The organism is Candidatus Zixiibacteriota bacterium, from assembly GCA_035574315.1.
GTDB lineage: Bacteria > Desulfobacterota > Binatia > UBA9968 > UBA9968 > DATLYW01.
In genome coordinates this window covers 231,499-245,974 of record DATLYW010000033.1, presented here as the reverse complement: position 1 = coordinate 245,974, position 14,476 = coordinate 231,499, and the positions used below count along the sequence as shown (strand labels likewise).

14 protein-coding genes, 2 tRNA genes and 1 pseudogene are annotated in these 14,476 nt (G+C 63.6%); 4 read left to right on the top strand and 13 right to left on the bottom strand.

All coding sequences use genetic code 11. From position 1 onward, the window contains the following. Nucleotides 1–286 precede the first annotated feature (286 nt). The 11 genes from VNN77_12305 to VNN77_12255 all read right to left on the bottom strand — a co-directional run bounded on the left by VNN77_12305 (nt 287) and on the right by VNN77_12255 (nt 9,382). Nucleotides 287–2,209 carry a sigma 54-interacting transcriptional regulator gene (locus VNN77_12305; protein ID HXG52172.1) on the bottom strand — a complete coding sequence of 641 codons (1,923 nt, stop codon included), beginning with the start codon at nt 2,207–2,209 and terminating at the stop codon, nt 287–289. A gap of 36 nt (nt 2,210–2,245) precedes the next feature. After that, nucleotides 2,246–2,452, bottom strand: a complete 207-nt coding sequence (locus tag VNN77_12300; protein ID HXG52171.1) for a hypothetical protein — start codon at nt 2,450–2,452, stop codon at nt 2,246–2,248. Nucleotides 2,453–2,870: 418 nt separating this feature from the next. Further along, nucleotides 2,871–3,728: an isoaspartyl peptidase/L-asparaginase family protein gene (locus tag VNN77_12295; protein HXG52170.1), complete on the bottom strand. Its 858-nt coding sequence runs from the start codon at nt 3,726–3,728 to the stop codon at nt 2,871–2,873. After that, entirely contained in the window at nt 3,725–3,979 is a 255-nt protein-coding gene (locus VNN77_12290; protein HXG52169.1) for a ferredoxin, read from the bottom strand. The genes VNN77_12295 and VNN77_12290 overlap by 4 nt, the downstream gene beginning before the upstream one ends. A 21-nt stretch (nt 3,980–4,000) precedes the next feature. After that, entirely contained in the window at nt 4,001–4,429 is a 429-nt protein-coding gene (locus VNN77_12285; GenBank protein ID HXG52168.1) for a VOC family protein, read from the bottom strand. A 40-nt stretch (nt 4,430–4,469) separates the two neighbouring features. After that, nucleotides 4,470–5,108 carry a cyclase family protein gene (locus VNN77_12280; GenBank protein ID HXG52167.1) on the bottom strand — a complete coding sequence of 213 codons (639 nt, stop codon included), beginning with the start codon at nt 5,106–5,108 and terminating at the stop codon, nt 4,470–4,472. A 51-nt stretch (nt 5,109–5,159) separates the two neighbouring features. Then, nucleotides 5,160–6,023, bottom strand: a complete 864-nt coding sequence (locus VNN77_12275) for an EamA family transporter (GenBank protein HXG52166.1) — start codon at nt 6,021–6,023, stop codon at nt 5,160–5,162. 139 nt (nt 6,024–6,162) lie between these two features. Beyond that, the gene (locus tag VNN77_12270) at nt 6,163–6,729 is read right to left on the bottom strand and encodes a thiamine pyrophosphate-dependent enzyme (GenBank protein HXG52165.1); all 567 of its coding nucleotides are present in this window, start codon (nt 6,727–6,729) and stop codon (nt 6,163–6,165) included. A gap of 2 nt (nt 6,730–6,731) precedes the next feature. Further along, the gene (locus tag VNN77_12265) at nt 6,732–7,241 is read right to left on the bottom strand and encodes a decarboxylase (GenBank protein ID HXG52164.1); all 510 of its coding nucleotides are present in this window, start codon (nt 7,239–7,241) and stop codon (nt 6,732–6,734) included. A 58-nt stretch (nt 7,242–7,299) separates the two neighbouring features. Next, nucleotides 7,300–8,811: a GMC family oxidoreductase N-terminal domain-containing protein gene (locus VNN77_12260; protein ID HXG52163.1), complete on the bottom strand. Its 1,512-nt coding sequence runs from the start codon at nt 8,809–8,811 to the stop codon at nt 7,300–7,302. A gap of 124 nt (nt 8,812–8,935) precedes the next feature. Further along, nucleotides 8,936–9,382 (bottom strand): SRPBCC domain-containing protein, encoded by a 447-nt coding sequence (locus tag VNN77_12255; protein HXG52162.1) that lies wholly within the window; start codon nt 9,380–9,382, stop codon nt 8,936–8,938. A 119-nt stretch (nt 9,383–9,501) separates the two neighbouring features. On the opposite strand from VNN77_12255, the gene gltX reads away from it, so the two are divergent. The 3 genes from gltX to VNN77_12240 all read left to right on the top strand — a co-directional run bounded on the left by gltX (nt 9,502) and on the right by VNN77_12240 (nt 11,114). Continuing rightward, nucleotides 9,502–10,923 (top strand): glutamate--tRNA ligase, encoded by a 1,422-nt coding sequence (gltX, locus tag VNN77_12250; GenBank protein HXG52161.1) that lies wholly within the window; start codon nt 9,502–9,504, stop codon nt 10,921–10,923. Nucleotides 10,924–10,962: 39 nt separating this feature from the next. Next, nucleotides 10,963–11,038, top strand: a tRNA-Gln gene (locus VNN77_12245). A 1-nt stretch (nt 11,039) separates the two neighbouring features. Next, nucleotides 11,040–11,114: transfer RNA gene (locus VNN77_12240), tRNA-Glu, on the top strand. Nucleotides 11,115–11,392: 278 nt separating this feature from the next. Here VNN77_12240 and VNN77_12235 read toward each other — a convergent pair. Beyond that, the gene (locus tag VNN77_12235) at nt 11,393–12,436 is read right to left on the bottom strand and encodes a hypothetical protein (protein HXG52160.1); all 1,044 of its coding nucleotides are present in this window, start codon (nt 12,434–12,436) and stop codon (nt 11,393–11,395) included. A 538-nt stretch (nt 12,437–12,974) separates the two neighbouring features. Here VNN77_12235 and VNN77_12230 point away from each other — a divergent pair. Continuing rightward, a pseudogene (locus VNN77_12230) lies at nt 12,975–13,228 on the top strand (integrase core domain-containing protein). Between the two features lie 212 nt (nt 13,229–13,440). Here the strand turns inward: VNN77_12230 and VNN77_12225 are convergent. Beyond that, nucleotides 13,441–14,472 (bottom strand): ABC transporter substrate-binding protein, encoded by a 1,032-nt coding sequence (locus VNN77_12225; GenBank protein HXG52159.1) that lies wholly within the window; start codon nt 14,470–14,472, stop codon nt 13,441–13,443. Between the last annotated feature and the right edge of the window lie 4 nt (nt 14,473–14,476).

The following is a 14,476-nucleotide window of genomic DNA, read 5'->3' as shown; positions in this document are numbered from 1 at the left end:
GCTTCTCGCCCCCGATAATGTCTTCGATCCGCCAGTTAATCCGCTCCGATGTTTCCAGCGCCCCCTGATAACTGTAGTTGCTGACCATGACCGCCCTCCTGAAAGTCTATTTGCTGTTCGTCACAGCTCGCCCACGCCTAGTGCGCGAACTGTGCCGAACCGCTCGCCCGGCGATTAGGGCCGCAAATCCAACGAGTTAGCTGGCTGCGAACGGACTCGCTCAATCGCGAGAATTCGTGGATGACGAGATCTCGTGAGCGTTAGGAACGAAATATCGCGAGTCAGTTTAGCGCTTGCGCTCGATACCGAGGATCTTCATGCGCGAGCTTAGGGTGGTGGGTTTCAAGCCGAGCAACTGAGCGGCGCCGTTCGGTCCGGAAATTTTCCAATCGGCCGTTTCCAGAGCGGCGATGATGTTTTGGCGCTCCAGCTCTTCGAGCTCTCGGGCCGTGCGCACGCGCTGGCCGCCGGCGCTCTCGGTGGCGGCCGTAGCCGGGGCGGTTGCGCTTTCGGGGAGAGCGCGGTCCAAATTAAGCCGTCCGTCGCGCGAAGTGATAACGGCCCTCTCAATGATGTTTTGCAGCTCGCGTACGTTGCCCGGCCAGGGATAGGCCTCAAGTCGCCGGAAGCAGTCTTCGGAGATCGGCTCCAGGCGGCGGCCCATCCGCCGGGCAAACTTCCGCGCGAACGCGTTGGCGAGAACCGAGATGTCTTCGCGCCGCTCGCGCAGCGCCGGCACCTTGATCGGAAAGACGTTCAGCCGGTAGAACAGGTCCTCGCGGAATTTGCCTTCGCGGACCAATTTGTCCAACTCGCGGTTGGTGGCCGCGATCACCCGCACGTCCACCTTGCGCGTCTGCGAGCTGCCGACCGGCTCGAACTCGCCTTCTTGAAGAACGCGCAGGAGCTTGGACTGGAGGTCCAACGGCAGCTCGCCCACTTCGTCGAGAAAGATCGTCCCGCCGTGCGCCAGCGCGAAGCGCCCGTCGCGCCTCTTGGTCGCCCCGGTGAAAGCACCCTGCTCGTGGCCGAAGAACTCGCTCTCGATCAAAGCGGCCGGGATCGCCGCGCAATTGACTTTGATCAACGGCCGGTCGCGCCGGCGGCTCGCCGCATGAATCGCCCGCGCGATCAGCTCTTTTCCCGTGCCGGTCTCGCCGAGAATCAGCACGGTGGCGTCGGTCGTCGCGACCTCTTTGACGTCGCCCAAAACCCTCAGCAGCGCCTCGCTCCGCCCGATGATTTCGTCCGCGCCGATGAGCGACTTCAGCTCTTCGCGCAGGTACTCGGTCTCGACGGTAAGCGATTGGATTTTTCGCTCGGCCTCCAGCCGTTCGTTGACGTTTCGAAGGATGAGCGTGTAGAACGGCTCGCGCTCAAGGTCGAACCGCGAGAGGGTGGCCTCCGCGCTGAATTGATCGCCGCTTCTGGACCGGGCGTTGAGCCCTCCGGCGATCCATAAACAGCGCTGCCCGTCCGACCGGGTATCCAGGTCGATGATCAGGCGGGCGAATTTCTCGCGCGACTCCGGCGTCAGGAATTGGGTAAACGTCTGCCCCGCGGCTTCCACGGCGGCGCAACCGAAGACTTTTTCCGCCGCTGGATTCATCTGGGTGACTCGGAGATGGCGATCCAATTCGATGATCGCGTCCATGGCGCTGCCCAGCAATCGAGCAAGCTTCTGCTCCCGTTCTAGCACCTGCCGCTCGGCGCGCAGGCGGCGCAGCTCGGCAGCGGCGCGGGCGGCGAAGATGTGAAACAGCGCCTGGGCCCGCGGCTCGGCGGGCATGGGCCGCTTGTCGAGCACCGCCAGATGGCCGAGACATCTGCCGTCGAGGTCGAGCAGCGGCATGCCCATGTAGCTCGCCGCGCCCGTGGCTCGCACGTCGGGATCATCGCCGTAGAGATGGAGCAGGTTGTCGGGAATGTGGATCAAGCAGCGCTCGTGGATCACCCGCTCGCAGGGCGTGCCGTCGATCACCATTTCCCACCCCTCCAGCCACTGGGTGTCCATCCAGAAAGCCAACGCTTTGAGCCGTCGCGCTTCGGGGAAATATTCCGTGACCCAGGCGCCGTGGGTGCCGAGGACCGCGGCGAGGCTCCTGACCAAGGCTCGAAAAAACTGCTCACCGGTCTCTGTGGCCGTGCCTTCGACGATGGTGCGCAGCGCGGCATCGACATCGATCTGTTGAAGCGGCGCGCGGTCCATGGCTGGCCTCGCAAGGTGAAATGGAACCCGGTTGACTCAGTCCAGGATGGGAAAAAAAGTATTGACCGCGGGCTCCGGCCTGTTTGCATCGAACGACGATGTTATGCCACTCGGTTCGCTCTTGCCGCCTGCAGTCGCTCTCGTTCCGTTGTTCAGAGGTGGCGAGACGCCGCCGCTTCGACCGTGGCGGACTTCGGGACCTTTATCGAGGTTGCGGATCAGAATCGCCTTGTCGCCGGACATATCTTGCTCCCTACCGCACGGACGGCGGCCTCGGGCGCAAATCTTGAGCCAACTTAACGCCGGCAAGATACGGAGTCAACCGGGAAATTGATGATCTGAGCGCTCCGGGTCGCATTGATTTGTCGCCCGCTGTCATCTAGCCGAAGTCCACCTTCGCCAGCCAAAAAGAGCTCTTGTAGGTGCTTTTTGCCATGTGCGCGGGAAAGCACATTGCCGTCGCCAGTCCGATCGATCGGGCGCGCGGAAAAGCTTCAAGCGCGCCAACCAGCGCATCGCGACGGCATCTCCGTGGTGGCTTTTCCCGAGGAGCGAGAAGTCGGGACGGTGGGCTCCTCCCCCTTAAGAGAGGAGGCCTTCTCCTGCCCTTCGGTCCGGCGCCCTGATCGTGCCCGTAACCATCGTGCCGGCGGCGCCCCCGTCAGAAATCCACCTTGAATCCGCCGGCGCCGGTGGAATAGCAGACCGGCATGTGCGGCGTATTGCGCGCGTAGCCGATCCGGCCGCGGCGGTCGAGGATGATGACCCCGCCGGTCCCGCCCGTCCGGGAGGCGAGCAGCTCCACGGCCCGCCGAGCCGCTTCTTCCGGATCGCAGCCCGCGCGAACGAAGTCCAGGGCGCTCTTTGCCAGCACGACGCGGATGATCGACTCCCCGTGGCCCGTGCACGAAACCCCGCCGTCCTCGTCGGCATAGACGCCGCAGCCCGGGAGCGAGGAATCCCCCACCCGACCAGGCAGCTTGTCGAAGATCCCGCCGGTCGAGGTCGCGGCCGCAACCGCCCCGCCACGGTCGAGCGCCACCGCGCCGACCGTGCCGTGCTTGTCGCGCCAGCGCCGCTGTTCGGATTCGACCACGAGCTCCTCGGGCGGACATTGCGGAATTCCCGCGGCGCGGGCGAATTCCAGCGCCCCGGCGCCCGCCAGAAGAACGTGGCGGCCGTCCTCCAGCACGCGGCGCGCGAGCTTCACCGGATTCTTGATGCGCTGGACCGCCGCGACCGCGCCCGCCCGGAGCGAGACCCCCTCCATGATCGCGGCATCCATCTCGATCTCGCCCCGGCTGTTGAGCGTCGAGCCGGTGCCCGCGTTGAACAGCGGGTTGTCCTCGAGCGCAGCGACCGCCGCCTCCACGACGTCCAGCGCGCTTGCGCCCCGCTCCAGCAGCCGCCACCCGGCGCGCGCCGCGGCGTCGCAACCTTCGAGCCGCCGCTCCAGGCTCCCGTCCCTGACGGGACCCGCTCCGCCGTGGACGATGATCGCCGGGGCCGCAGGGCTCACTTGGAGATGTCCAGCTGGTCCCGCGTCCTGTCGCCGGGTCCGGGGAAAAGGCGCGCGCCGGTTTTCTCGTCGTCAAGCAGGATGGCGAGCTTGGGGCACATCCTGGCCGCTTTGAGAATCGTATCCTCGGTGTCGCCTTTCGGGTCGATGACGATCGCCTTGAAGGTCTCGTCGAGGTCGAAGACGTTCGGCGCGATCGAGACACAGTTGTTGTGCCCGCGGCATCGTTCCCGATCGACGGTGATTTTCATGGTTCCTCCAGCGAATCCTTTTCATCCCCACCGATACAGTCCGACGATCACGCCGTCGGGTCCCTTGATCGCCCCGCGCGTTCGCCGCCTGACCGGCGAGTCGGGAGGCAGGCCGGGCGCTTCGGTGTAAACCGGCTCGGAGAGAACCTCGGCCCCGGCCCGGCGAAGCCTTTCCAGCTCCGCTCCGACGTCCGGAACCCTCAACGCGATCTCGCGCATCCCGACCCTGCGCTCGTAGGAAGGCTCCGCCGACGGCTGCTTGAGCGAGTAGAGCTCGAGCTTGGCGTCGGAAGCGCCGGGAAACTTGAGGTACGCGATTTCCTTTTGATAAGGGCTTTCGGGCCGGTACCGGGCGAGCAGCGAGAAGCCCAGGAGCTCGGTGTAAAACCGGACCGACCGATCCATGTCCGAAACGACCACGCCGACGTGGTCGATGGCCTCGATACTCATCTCTCCTTGCGCCTCCTTCGATGCGAAAGTGTCTTCGAGGTCATGCTTCGAGCTCGCGCAGGATCGCGCGGCACGGCGCTCCGTCCGATCCGGCGAGCTTGACCGGCGGGCAGATCAGCTCGTAGCGCCCCGGCGGAACCGCCGAGAGGTCGATGCCCTCCACCACGATCACGCCGCGCTCGAGGAAAGCCCGGTGGACCGGCACCTGCTGGTCGGCGCGCGCGACCGAAAGGTAATCCAGCCCCACCAGGCGGACGCCGAGGTCCGCGAGCGCCGCAGCACCGTCGGCCGAGAACGAAACGAAGCTCGGGTCGTAGCTTTCCTTTTGCAGCAGCGCCGAGTTGCGCGTCTTGAAGAGGACGCGCTCCTCCCCCGCCAGCCCCAGCCGGGCGATATCCGCCGCCGTGATCTGCTCGGCGGCCTCGACGGCGCAGACCCGCGCCGGCCCGACGAACAGCTCGAGCGGCAAGGACTCGATCGTCTGCCCGTCCGCCAGGAAGTGAAACGGCGCGTCGACGTGCGTGCCGGCATGAACGCTCGCGTGGATCGAAGAGGAGTTGTTGGGATCTCCCCGGCGCATGCGCTTGCGCTCGATCAGCTCCATCGGCTGCGAGGTCAGCCAGCGGACGGTTCGAGGCGAGAGGGTGAGCGATATGTCGTAGATCTTCAAGCCGGCCACGCGACGATCTTATTGAAGGAGCTTTCCGGCCGCAAGCCCTCGGCGAGCCGCCTATTTCCCGAGGTGGATTGCGATCGTCCCGGCGACGACGCTCAAAATCCCGATCGCCGTCCGCAGCCGGATCTTCTCCACGCCGCGGAGAAAAAGCTTCGCGCCGATCAGGGCCCAGACCGGATAGCTCGCGGCGATCGGGGCGATGACGGTCACTTCGCCGATGCTGAGCGCGGTCAGGATGAAAACGATCGACAGCGTCTCGAAAATGCCGGTCCACAGAAACGGCCCGAGCGCCTTTCGCTCCCAGACGAGCCGTTGCTCGCCCGGCGAGAGCGCGAGATAGACCAGGAAGCCGGAGAGCGAGATCAACCCCATGAAGGCCGAAAAGAACAGCGGCTCGTTCGAGAGGCCGAGGGCGTAGCGGCGTATGGGATGATTCACGCCCGTGAGACAGGCGGCGGCGACGGGAAGCAGGAGATGCCACCAGCGAAAGGTCGGCAGCTCCTTTTCCGCCCGCCACGAAACCAGGATCACGCCCGCGACGACCAGCACCGTTCCGATCACGACCAGGCCCGAAGGCCGCTCGCGCAGCGCCACGACCGCGATCGTCGCGCTCACCAGCGGGCTGATCGACTGCAGCGCGCCGCTCCGCGACGCGCCGATCCGGAGCACGCCGTTGTACGCGAACAGCCGCACGCCCATCTGGAACACGCCGACGATGCAAAACAACCCGAGCGCGACGGGCGAGACGCGCGGAATGCCACCGGAGAGAAACACCGCCGACCAGAGCGAAACGTTCTGCACGGCGATGGAGACGAGCGTGACGGTTGCCGGCGTGGAGTGGTCGAGGCCGCGGCGCGACGCCACCAGCGCCCCTGCGTACCAGATGGAGGTCAAAAGAGCGATCAGCTGGGCTTCCATGGCGTCGGGCGGGCGCGGAAGCTAGAGTTCGGGATCCCCGGGTCGAAAACCGGCGGCGTCCGGCTGCGCTGGAACCGCGCAGACTTGCGTCCCGTGCCCGGGAAGAGGGACGGGCCCGGAGTTCGGGCCGCCGTTGTCCCTAGCTGTTCTTCAACGCCTCGCGAAACCGCTCGCGGTGCTCGATGCTGTAGAGCCGGCGGAAATTTTCCGGGTAGGCCTCGCCGGGCTGCACCTTGAGATCGACGAAGACCGGCCCTTCTTCGCCGAGAATCTCCGGCAGCCGGCGATCCCACTCTCCGAGATCGTCGATCTCGTAGGTCTTGCGGTAGCCCGCCGCCTCGGCCATCGCGCAAAAGCGGACCGCTCCGGCGCGCGGGATGGGGACCGCTCCGTTGGTCTCGTAGGTGCCGTTCTCGCAGAGGCAGTGGATGAAGTTCTTCGGGGCGGCGTTGGCGATCGTGACGAGGCTGCCCAGGTTCATGAGCAGGCTGCCGTCGCCGTCGAGGACGATCACTTTCCTGTCGGGACGCCCCAGCGCAAGCCCCAGGGCGTGCGACGAACCCTGGCCCATCGCTCCCGTGAAAGTGTAGTTGAGATCGCTCGGCGCGATGTGGATCCACTCCTGGGCCGCCATGTAGACCGCCACGACGATCTCGTTCGTGCGGTGGCGCGCCAGAACCTTGAGGCACTCGTCTCGTTTCATCATGGCTATCGCGGCTCCCTTCCGATCAGCATCGCCACGGGCGACGAGGTCGCGTAGGCCTTCTCGACCGCGGGCACGATGCGCTCGACGTCGCCCGGCTCTTCGAGCAGCTCGTGGCTGATCTCCATGGCGTCGAGCACCGGCTCGACGATGCGGATCCCGTAGCGCTTGCTCTGCGTGGGCGGTACTCCCGGCTCCTTGCCGAGAAGCCCGACCATCATGCAGACGGGATTCTTCCCTTCCATCGCGACGCCGCGCAGCGCGTTGCAGGAGTCGAGCAGCCCGGTGTACTGCATCATCATCAAGGCCCGCTGGCCCGCCGCGTAGAGGCCGCTGCAGATCGAGATCCCCTCGTCTTCCTTGCAGACCTGAACGACGCGGAAGTCGGGGTCCTTGAGCATGGTCTTCAAAAGGTAGTGGCTCGTCACCCGATCCGGCAGCGCAACGACGAAGCGAATGCCGGCTCGCTTGATCTCGCGGATGATGTCCGCCGCCTTGAGCGTCGCCTCCGACATGGGCCCTCCAAGGAGAATTCTGGTTCCTGGTTTCGACCGGAAACCGGAAACCGCAATCTTATGATGCTTCCTTCACGAAGTCGGCGAGGCGCTCGCCGATCATGATCGAGGTCAGGTTCGTGTTGGCGTGGCTGACCACGGGCATGATCGAGGCGTCGCCCACCCACAGATTCTCCATCCCGTGAACGCGCAGCTTCTCGTCGACCACCGCCGTCGGATCCGAGGCGGGCCCCATCTTACAGGTGCCGACCCCGTGGTGGTAGCTGTCGTACGTCGAGCGCGCGAACTTCCCCCAGTCCTCTCCCGGTCCCGGCTGAATCAGCGGGCCGTAGAACTCCCGCGCGGGCCCTTTGTGGACCATTTCCTCGATGAAGTGCATCGCCTCGAGCATCGCCTTGAGGTCCTCCGGGTGCTCGAGCATCCCGGAGTCCACTCCGGGGAGATCGTGCGGATCGGTGCTGCGGAGATAGACCCGCCCGCGATTGCGCTGCTCCAGAAGGTGCGCGGAGACCGGCATCATTCGCTTGATCCCGGCGACCTCGGTCGGCGGTCGCATGACGATGTGGAAGTTCGGGCAGCCGTAGAGCGGATTGTGCCTGGTGATCAGGCGGAAGCGCGGCACGATCCAGTCTTCTTTCGCCGCCTGCGGCCCCTCGAAGGTCATGAACACGACCGGATGATCGTGGTAGTTCTCGCCGACGCCTTTGAGCTCGTGAACTGGCGGAATGCCGTGCCTCTTGAGCTCGGCCGCCGGGCCGATGCCCGAAAGCATGAGGATCTGCGGCGAGTGGTAGACTCCCGCGGTCAGGAGAATCTGGCCGCCTTCGGCCGTGAGCACCCGGCCCTCCTTTTCGTAGCGGACCCCGCGCGCCTTTCTGCCTTCGAGCACGAGCGAGTGCACCGGCGCCTCGGCGATGATCGTCAGGTTGGGCCGGCTTCGGGCACCGTTCAGGTAAGCGACCACGGTCGACTGCCGCTTGCCGTCCTTGATGTTGTAGGGCGAGGCGCAGACGCCGTAGGGCTCGGCAACGTTCAGGTCCGGGCACTTCGGAAGCCCCATCGCGTAGGCCGAGGCCATGAAGGCCTGCACCGGCGGCGACGCCGGCATGTCGAGCGTGAAGTGGCGCTTGACGTAGAGCGGGCCGGAGTTGCCGTGAATGGGGCTGCCGGGAAAGTCCTGGTCCGATTCGATCCGCTTCATGACCGGCAGGCACTTCTCGTAGCTCCACTCCGGGTTGCCGAGCTTTACCCAGCCGTCGAGGTCGGCTTTCATCGGGCGCAGCACCGACATCACGTTCACCGACGAGCCGCCCCCCATGATCTTCCCGGAAAGCGCGTAATAGATGCTTCCGTCGGCATGCCGTTCGCTGGGGTACATGCGCACGAAATCGGACTCGAGCAGCAACCGCGTCTGCTTGTCGGCGTCCGCCACCAGCTCGGGGAGCGGCCACGGATCGGGCCCCGCTTCGAGCAGGAGAACTTTTCTCTTCGGATCCTCGGACAGCCGCGTGGCGGCCACGCAGCCGGCCGAGCCTCCTCCCACGATGATCACGTCGTAATAATCGGCCATCGAAAACCTCCGAAGCCTGCCGCCGCTTCGCGGCTGTTCAAGAGCTCAAAAGCTCGAGGAAAGGTCGCCTCGTTCCAGTTCAAATCGTTCAAGCCGTCCAGACGGTTCGGGCCGTACGGTGGAATCAGGCCCCGAGCGCTTTTTTCAGCCGGCGCGTGAACTCCTGCAGGATCAGCGTCGCCGTCGCCCGCAGGACCATGTCGCCGAGAATCGCCAGCCGGCCGTTGATCTTTACGTCGGCGCGGTAGCTCATCGCCGTCTTCGCCTCCGAGACGCCGCGGAGACCGACGGTCATGTCGGCGTTGACCGTGCTCTTGGTCACCGAATCGCTTCCCTCGGTCCGCACCACGAGCTCGTGCGGCGGGCGGCTCTCGACGATCGTCGAGCGAAAGGCGAACCGGCCCGAGATCGGCCCCACCGTCGCCCCGAGCACGCCCTCGAACGTCCTGTCGTCGATTTGCTTGACCTCTTCGATGCCCGGAAGGCAGGCCGAGAAGCGGTTGATGTCGATCAGGAAAGCCCAGGCGTCGGCCGCCGGAACGTCGAGGTCGATCGTGCCGTCGAAGATCATCGTTGCATCGTCCCGAGAGGAAATCTGGCGTGATCTTATGCGAGAACCCGCCCCGTGACAAGCGATGTGGCGCGTCCCTCGGCGTTGACGCCATTTCGCCTCCCTGTTAGCTTAGCTTGATGGCTCTCGTTCGCACGCGCTTCGCGCCGAGTCCGACCGGATATCTCCACATCGGCGGCGCGAGAACCGCGCTCTTCAACTATCTCTTCGCGCGCCATCACGGCGGTAAGTTCATTCTGCGGATCGAGGACACCGACCGCGAGCGCTCCACGCTCGAGGCGATCCAGGCGATTCTCGACGCGCTCAAGTGGCTCGGGCTCGAATGGGACGAGGGGCCCTTCTATCAGACCCAGCGCTTCCCTCTTTATCGGGCGAAGATCGAAGAGCTGCTGGCCAAGGGCCTGGCCTACCCGTGTACCTGCACGCCCGAGGAGCTGGAGGCGAAGCGCCAGGCGGCGCAGAGGGAAAAGCGCAAGCCTTCTTACGACGGCACCTGCCGCCCGCCGGAAGGCGTCGTCCCGTCCCTGCCGACCGACCGCCCCTACACGGTCCGGTTCCGCTCGCCCCGCGAGGGCACCACCGTGGTAGAGGACGCGGTCAAGGGTCGGGTGGTCTTCGACAACCGGGAGCTCGACGACCTGATCATCGCCCGCTCCGACGGCACGCCGACCTACAACTTCTGTGTGGTGGTCGACGACGTCGACATGAACATCACCCACATCATCCGCGGCGACGACCATCTCTCCAACACGCCGCGGCAGATCCAGCTCTACCGCGCCTTCGGGGCCGAGCCGCCCCGGTTCGCCCACGTTCCGCTGATCCTCGGAACCGACAAGACGCGCCTGAGCAAGCGCCACGGGGCGACTTCGGTCACCGCCTACCGCGACATGGGGTATTTCCCCGAGGCGGTGGTGAACTACCTCGTCCGGCTCGGCTGGTCGTACGGCGACCAGGAGATCTTCTCGCGCGAGGAGCTGATCGAGAAGTTCACGCTCGAGAGCGTCGGGCAGTCCGCCGGCGTGTTCAACCCGGAGAAGTTTCTCTGGGTGAACTTCCAGTACATGAAGGCGCGGCCGCTCTCCCGCCTGGCCGAGGAGGTCGTCCCCTTCATCGAAAAGGCCGGTTACCCCGTGCCCCAGGACAAGGCGTGGCTCGAAAAGATGATCGCGACCTTGAGGGAGCGTGCCCGGACCCTGGTCGAGCTGGTCGAGGCGGCGCGGTTTTATCTCGTCGACGAGGTCACCCTCGACGAGAAGGCGGCGCGGAAGTTCCTGACTGCCGCGGTAGCCGCGCCGCTCAGTGCGCTCGCCGAGCGGCTGGCGGCGACCGAGCCGTTCGACGAGCCGCATATCGAGGCCGCCTTCGAGACCGTGCTCGCGCAGTTCGGCCTCACGCTGGGCCAGCTCGCGCAGCCGGTGCGCGTGGCCCTTACCGGCGGAACCGTGAGCCCGGGCATTCACGAGATCATCGCCGTGCTGGGCAAGGAGCGAACGCTCCGGCGCCTCAGGCGCGCGCTCGAACGCATTTCCGCCCAACCTTGACTCGCCGGCGCAATTCTTTTACCTTAAGTCACGCGCACTTGAGGAGTCGGCTAATTGGTAAGCCACCTGACTCTGGATCAGGCGATTGTAGGTTCGAGTCCTACCTCCTCAGCCATGGTCCCATCGTCTAGCGGTTAGGACACCGGCCTCTCACGTCGGTAACACGGGTTCGAATCCCGTTGGGACCACCAGCGTCCCGCCACGACGACTCCCGGCAATAAGTGCTCAACGCAGGAAAGGGTTGTAAACCCTTACCTGCCGTAATCTTGTCCATGGTCAGTTCTTCGGCCCGCGTAGTGATTGCTTCCTCTTTACGGGCCGCAACGAGGATTAGCGCATCCCGGAAACCCAGCCGGTGACGTTCAGCCAATTCGCTCGCCGAAAGAATGTCACGAGCTTCCAAGACGGCAACGCTCTCGTGGCCAAATCCGACCGGATCGCCGCCACGACGTGCGTTGTCGCCGGCGATTCAATACGGCGGCAGCGGCCCGGCGTCGGCCAGCTTCTTGTAGAGGGCGATGACCTCGGGATCGCGCGGCAGCTCCTTGACCGCTCGCTCCACCTCCTCGCCGGTGAGCGGCGTCGGTTCCCTGCCCATGAGCTTTTTGAAGGTTGCCACGAACTCCGGGTCCTTCCATGTCCTGTTCAACGCCTCGCGCAGAATCTGAACCAGCTCCCTGGGCGTACCCGGGGGGAGATGGATGGGCCATCGGGGATATTGAAACAACCTGAACAGATCGACGACCTGAGCGACCTTTTTGTCCCTGGTCAGCTCCAGGAGATCCGGCAGCCCGGGAATCCGCGGATCGCTTCGGCCCTTCGGGTTCATGATCTGGGCGTGAAAGTGATTCTTCTCCACCAATCGGTCCCGGAACAGATCGTCGATGTTGCTGGTGGTTCTCGCGTCCACCTCACCGCGCTCCATCGCCAGATTCAGCTCCGGGTTGGTGAATCCCACGACGAAGCTCGGGTCTTTGAGCTGGAGGACATACGCGAAAAGCCGCGCGGTGACGTAGAGCGAGTGACCCACCGAATGCGCCCCGACCCGCAAGCCGGAAGCGCGCCGCACCTTCTCGAGAGTATCGAGGCCGGCCTCCTTGCGCGTGTAAAACACGTAGGGGTAACCGGTCTCGGTCGAGCCCAGGTAGATAAATTTGTCGATGTCGAACTTCACACCGGGGAGCCCGATGATCGGCCCGGGGATGACGGCCCCGCCCGCCGAGCCGATGGTCAGACCGTCCGGCTTTGCGGTATTGAACATGTAATTCGCTGCCCGCCTGCCGGCTGCACCGGGCATCATTTCCAGCATGACGTTGGGATTGCCCGGAATGTATTTTTTCAAGAACGGGATCAACGCCCTCGCCTGAAAGTCGCCCGATCCTCCCGGGCCGCCGCCACGGACGATGGTAATGGTCTTGCCCGCGTAGTACGGCGTCGCGGCAAGAACTTGTGCCGATACCAACAAAACCCCGACGCCCACTGCACCGAAGAGCCGTTTCCTTCGTCTTTCCATGGTGTCCCCCTCGAAGTGTAGAGATGCCTGCGTCCGGCCTACGGACATACAACAATCCCCAAAACTTGTCACCCCCAGGCCGGTGGAGTTCAGGCTCCCTGCTCGACTCACGCCACCAATGACGTGAGCGCGGCGAACGGTTTGCGCTCACGTTCAGCACCGAGGCGGAACAGCAGTCCAAAGCCCCCTCGATCACCTCACAATCGGCGTTCATCCTGGTCAGGTATTGACGCTCTGCAACCTGGAGAGGCGCTTATGAAGATGCTCGGCTTGGCTCGCCCTGCCAACGATAGGCGTTGCCGGGGAGTTCGTCCTGAAAGACTCCGTTTGTCGTCTGATGCATGCTGACAACTCCTGGTCGATCGCTAAGCTAGAGTAAAGCGATGATAACCTCCTGTCAGAAGATGGGAGACAATGAACGATCAACCTGTCCAAGAACTCGGGGAGACTTCATATTTGGTAAAAGAATTGTGCGGTCCGAAGTGCACCTTGAGCACAAAGACGTGGTAGTACAACACTAGACCTGGCCCTGTACCTCCGCGCTCCTCACCTAAACGGCAAGGTGGAGCGGTCGCAGAAGACTGACCTTGAGGAGTTTTACGGCCCGTGGATCTTCGTCGGGACGATCTGGGAGAGAAGCTCTCGGAGTGGCAGCACTATTACAACTGCGAACGGCCCCACGGCTCGCTAGGGGGTAAAACCCCTCTCGACAGATACGCGGAGCTTAAGGATCGGCCGCCGCTTTTGGAAGAGGTGGAGACGATATACGATTCTGCCAAGGACAGACTCCAAGTGCAGAACGATAACGTTGATTTAGCCCTTAAAGAGTCGAAACGATCAGGGTGAATCACACAAATCACACAACTGAACCGATTCAACGGATGGGAAACGTGCGACTCCGCCGCTCACATACTGTAAAGCGCTTTCATAACCAGCAGGCCGGCCAGATCTAAATAGCGAAAGCAAAGACCGGCGGAAGAACTCAGAGCAGTGGGCGGCCAGCGTTACTTCCTGATGAATTGATTCGTGTAAACCTCTCCCACCGAAACCTTTCTGCCGGTATCGAAATACTCGTTTGTGATCGCGACCGTTTTCTCCATCACGTCCGGCTTTATATAGCCAAACCCCAATTGCAGCGATTCCGGTGGAATGAAAATTTCTTCGAGCGCACTTTTTAGCTGAATCCGGGTGAGCTCCCGATTCAGTTCGGGCTTATGCTTCATTAAGATCTGCAGCGCCTCGTCCGGATGTTCCCGGCTGTATCGCAGGCCTTCCATGGTTCCCTCCACGTAAGCGCGGATCACGTCGGGGCCCCGCTTGATGTTTTCTTCCCTGACGATCAGCCCTCCGCCGTAGATATTGAGGCCGTTATCCTTCAGAAACACCCGCTTCAGTTTGATCCCCTGCTTGGTCGCCGCCATCTCGGTCACCTCGTCGTTCGAGGCGCGAAACATCCCGACGAAATCCGCCTTTCTGGCTATCAGAGCGGAAGGCAAAAGAGCCGGGGCGAAGTCTTGAATCTTGATCGTGGTGAAGTCAATATGGTTGATCTTGGCGAAGGCCGGCATCAAATAGCGGTGCGCCTGTCCCGGACTGACCGCCCATGACTTTCCCTCGAGATCTTTCAATGTTTTGATCGGGGTATCTTCGCGCCAGAGAATGGTGGCGGGCATATAGCCGAGCTGCGCCACGGCCTGGACAGGAGTGCCTCTCGATTTCGCCACGATGGCGGTTGAGAAATCGGCGAATCCCACATCGGCAAGACCGGCGCCAATGGCCCGCACGGTGTCGGCTGATCCTGCCCCGGGCTGGATGGTGACCGACAACCCGCGCTTCAAGTAAAAACCCTTGTCCAACGCCACATACCAGATGGCGTGTTTCCCGCCGATAATGAAATCCATCTGGATTTTGATCGGCTTGTCGGCCTTCTCAGCCGCCGACGCTGAAAAGGCGTGCAAAGACAATACGGCGCCCAAGGCTGCCGCCAGCAAGATCACTTTCAGTCCACCGGAAAGACGGGTTTCAGTGAACATCATTTTC

What these genes read in the sequence shown, in the direction of transcription:
- VNN77_12285 (HXG52168.1), bottom strand. Translation starts at nt 4,429, where the DNA reads ATGAGTATCGAGGCCATCGACCACGTCGGCGTGGTCGTTTCGGACATG.
- VNN77_12235 (HXG52160.1), bottom strand. Translation starts at nt 12,436, where the DNA reads ATGGAAAGACGAAGGAAACGGCTCTTCGGTGCAGTGGGCGTCGGGGTT.
- VNN77_12290 (HXG52169.1), bottom strand. Translation starts at nt 3,979, where the DNA reads ATGAAAATCACCGTCGATCGGGAACGATGCCGCGGGCACAACAACTGT.
- VNN77_12270 (HXG52165.1), bottom strand. Translation starts at nt 6,729, where the DNA reads ATGATGAAACGAGACGAGTGCCTCAAGGTTCTGGCGCGCCACCGCACG.
- VNN77_12255 (HXG52162.1), bottom strand. Translation starts at nt 9,382, where the DNA reads ATGATCTTCGACGGCACGATCGACCTCGACGTTCCGGCGGCCGACGCC.
- VNN77_12275 (HXG52166.1), bottom strand. Translation starts at nt 6,023, where the DNA reads ATGGAAGCCCAGCTGATCGCTCTTTTGACCTCCATCTGGTACGCAGGG.
- VNN77_12260 (HXG52163.1), bottom strand. Translation starts at nt 8,811, where the DNA reads ATGGCCGATTATTACGACGTGATCATCGTGGGAGGAGGCTCGGCCGGC.
- VNN77_12225 (HXG52159.1), bottom strand. Translation starts at nt 14,472, where the DNA reads ATGATGTTCACTGAAACCCGTCTTTCCGGTGGACTGAAAGTGATCTTG.
- gltX (HXG52161.1), top strand. Translation starts at nt 9,502, where the DNA reads ATGGCTCTCGTTCGCACGCGCTTCGCGCCGAGTCCGACCGGATATCTC.
- VNN77_12265 (HXG52164.1), bottom strand. Translation starts at nt 7,241, where the DNA reads ATGTCGGAGGCGACGCTCAAGGCGGCGGACATCATCCGCGAGATCAAG.
- VNN77_12300 (HXG52171.1), bottom strand. Translation starts at nt 2,452, where the DNA reads ATGTCCGGCGACAAGGCGATTCTGATCCGCAACCTCGATAAAGGTCCC.
- VNN77_12305 (HXG52172.1), bottom strand. Translation starts at nt 2,209, where the DNA reads ATGGACCGCGCGCCGCTTCAACAGATCGATGTCGATGCCGCGCTGCGC.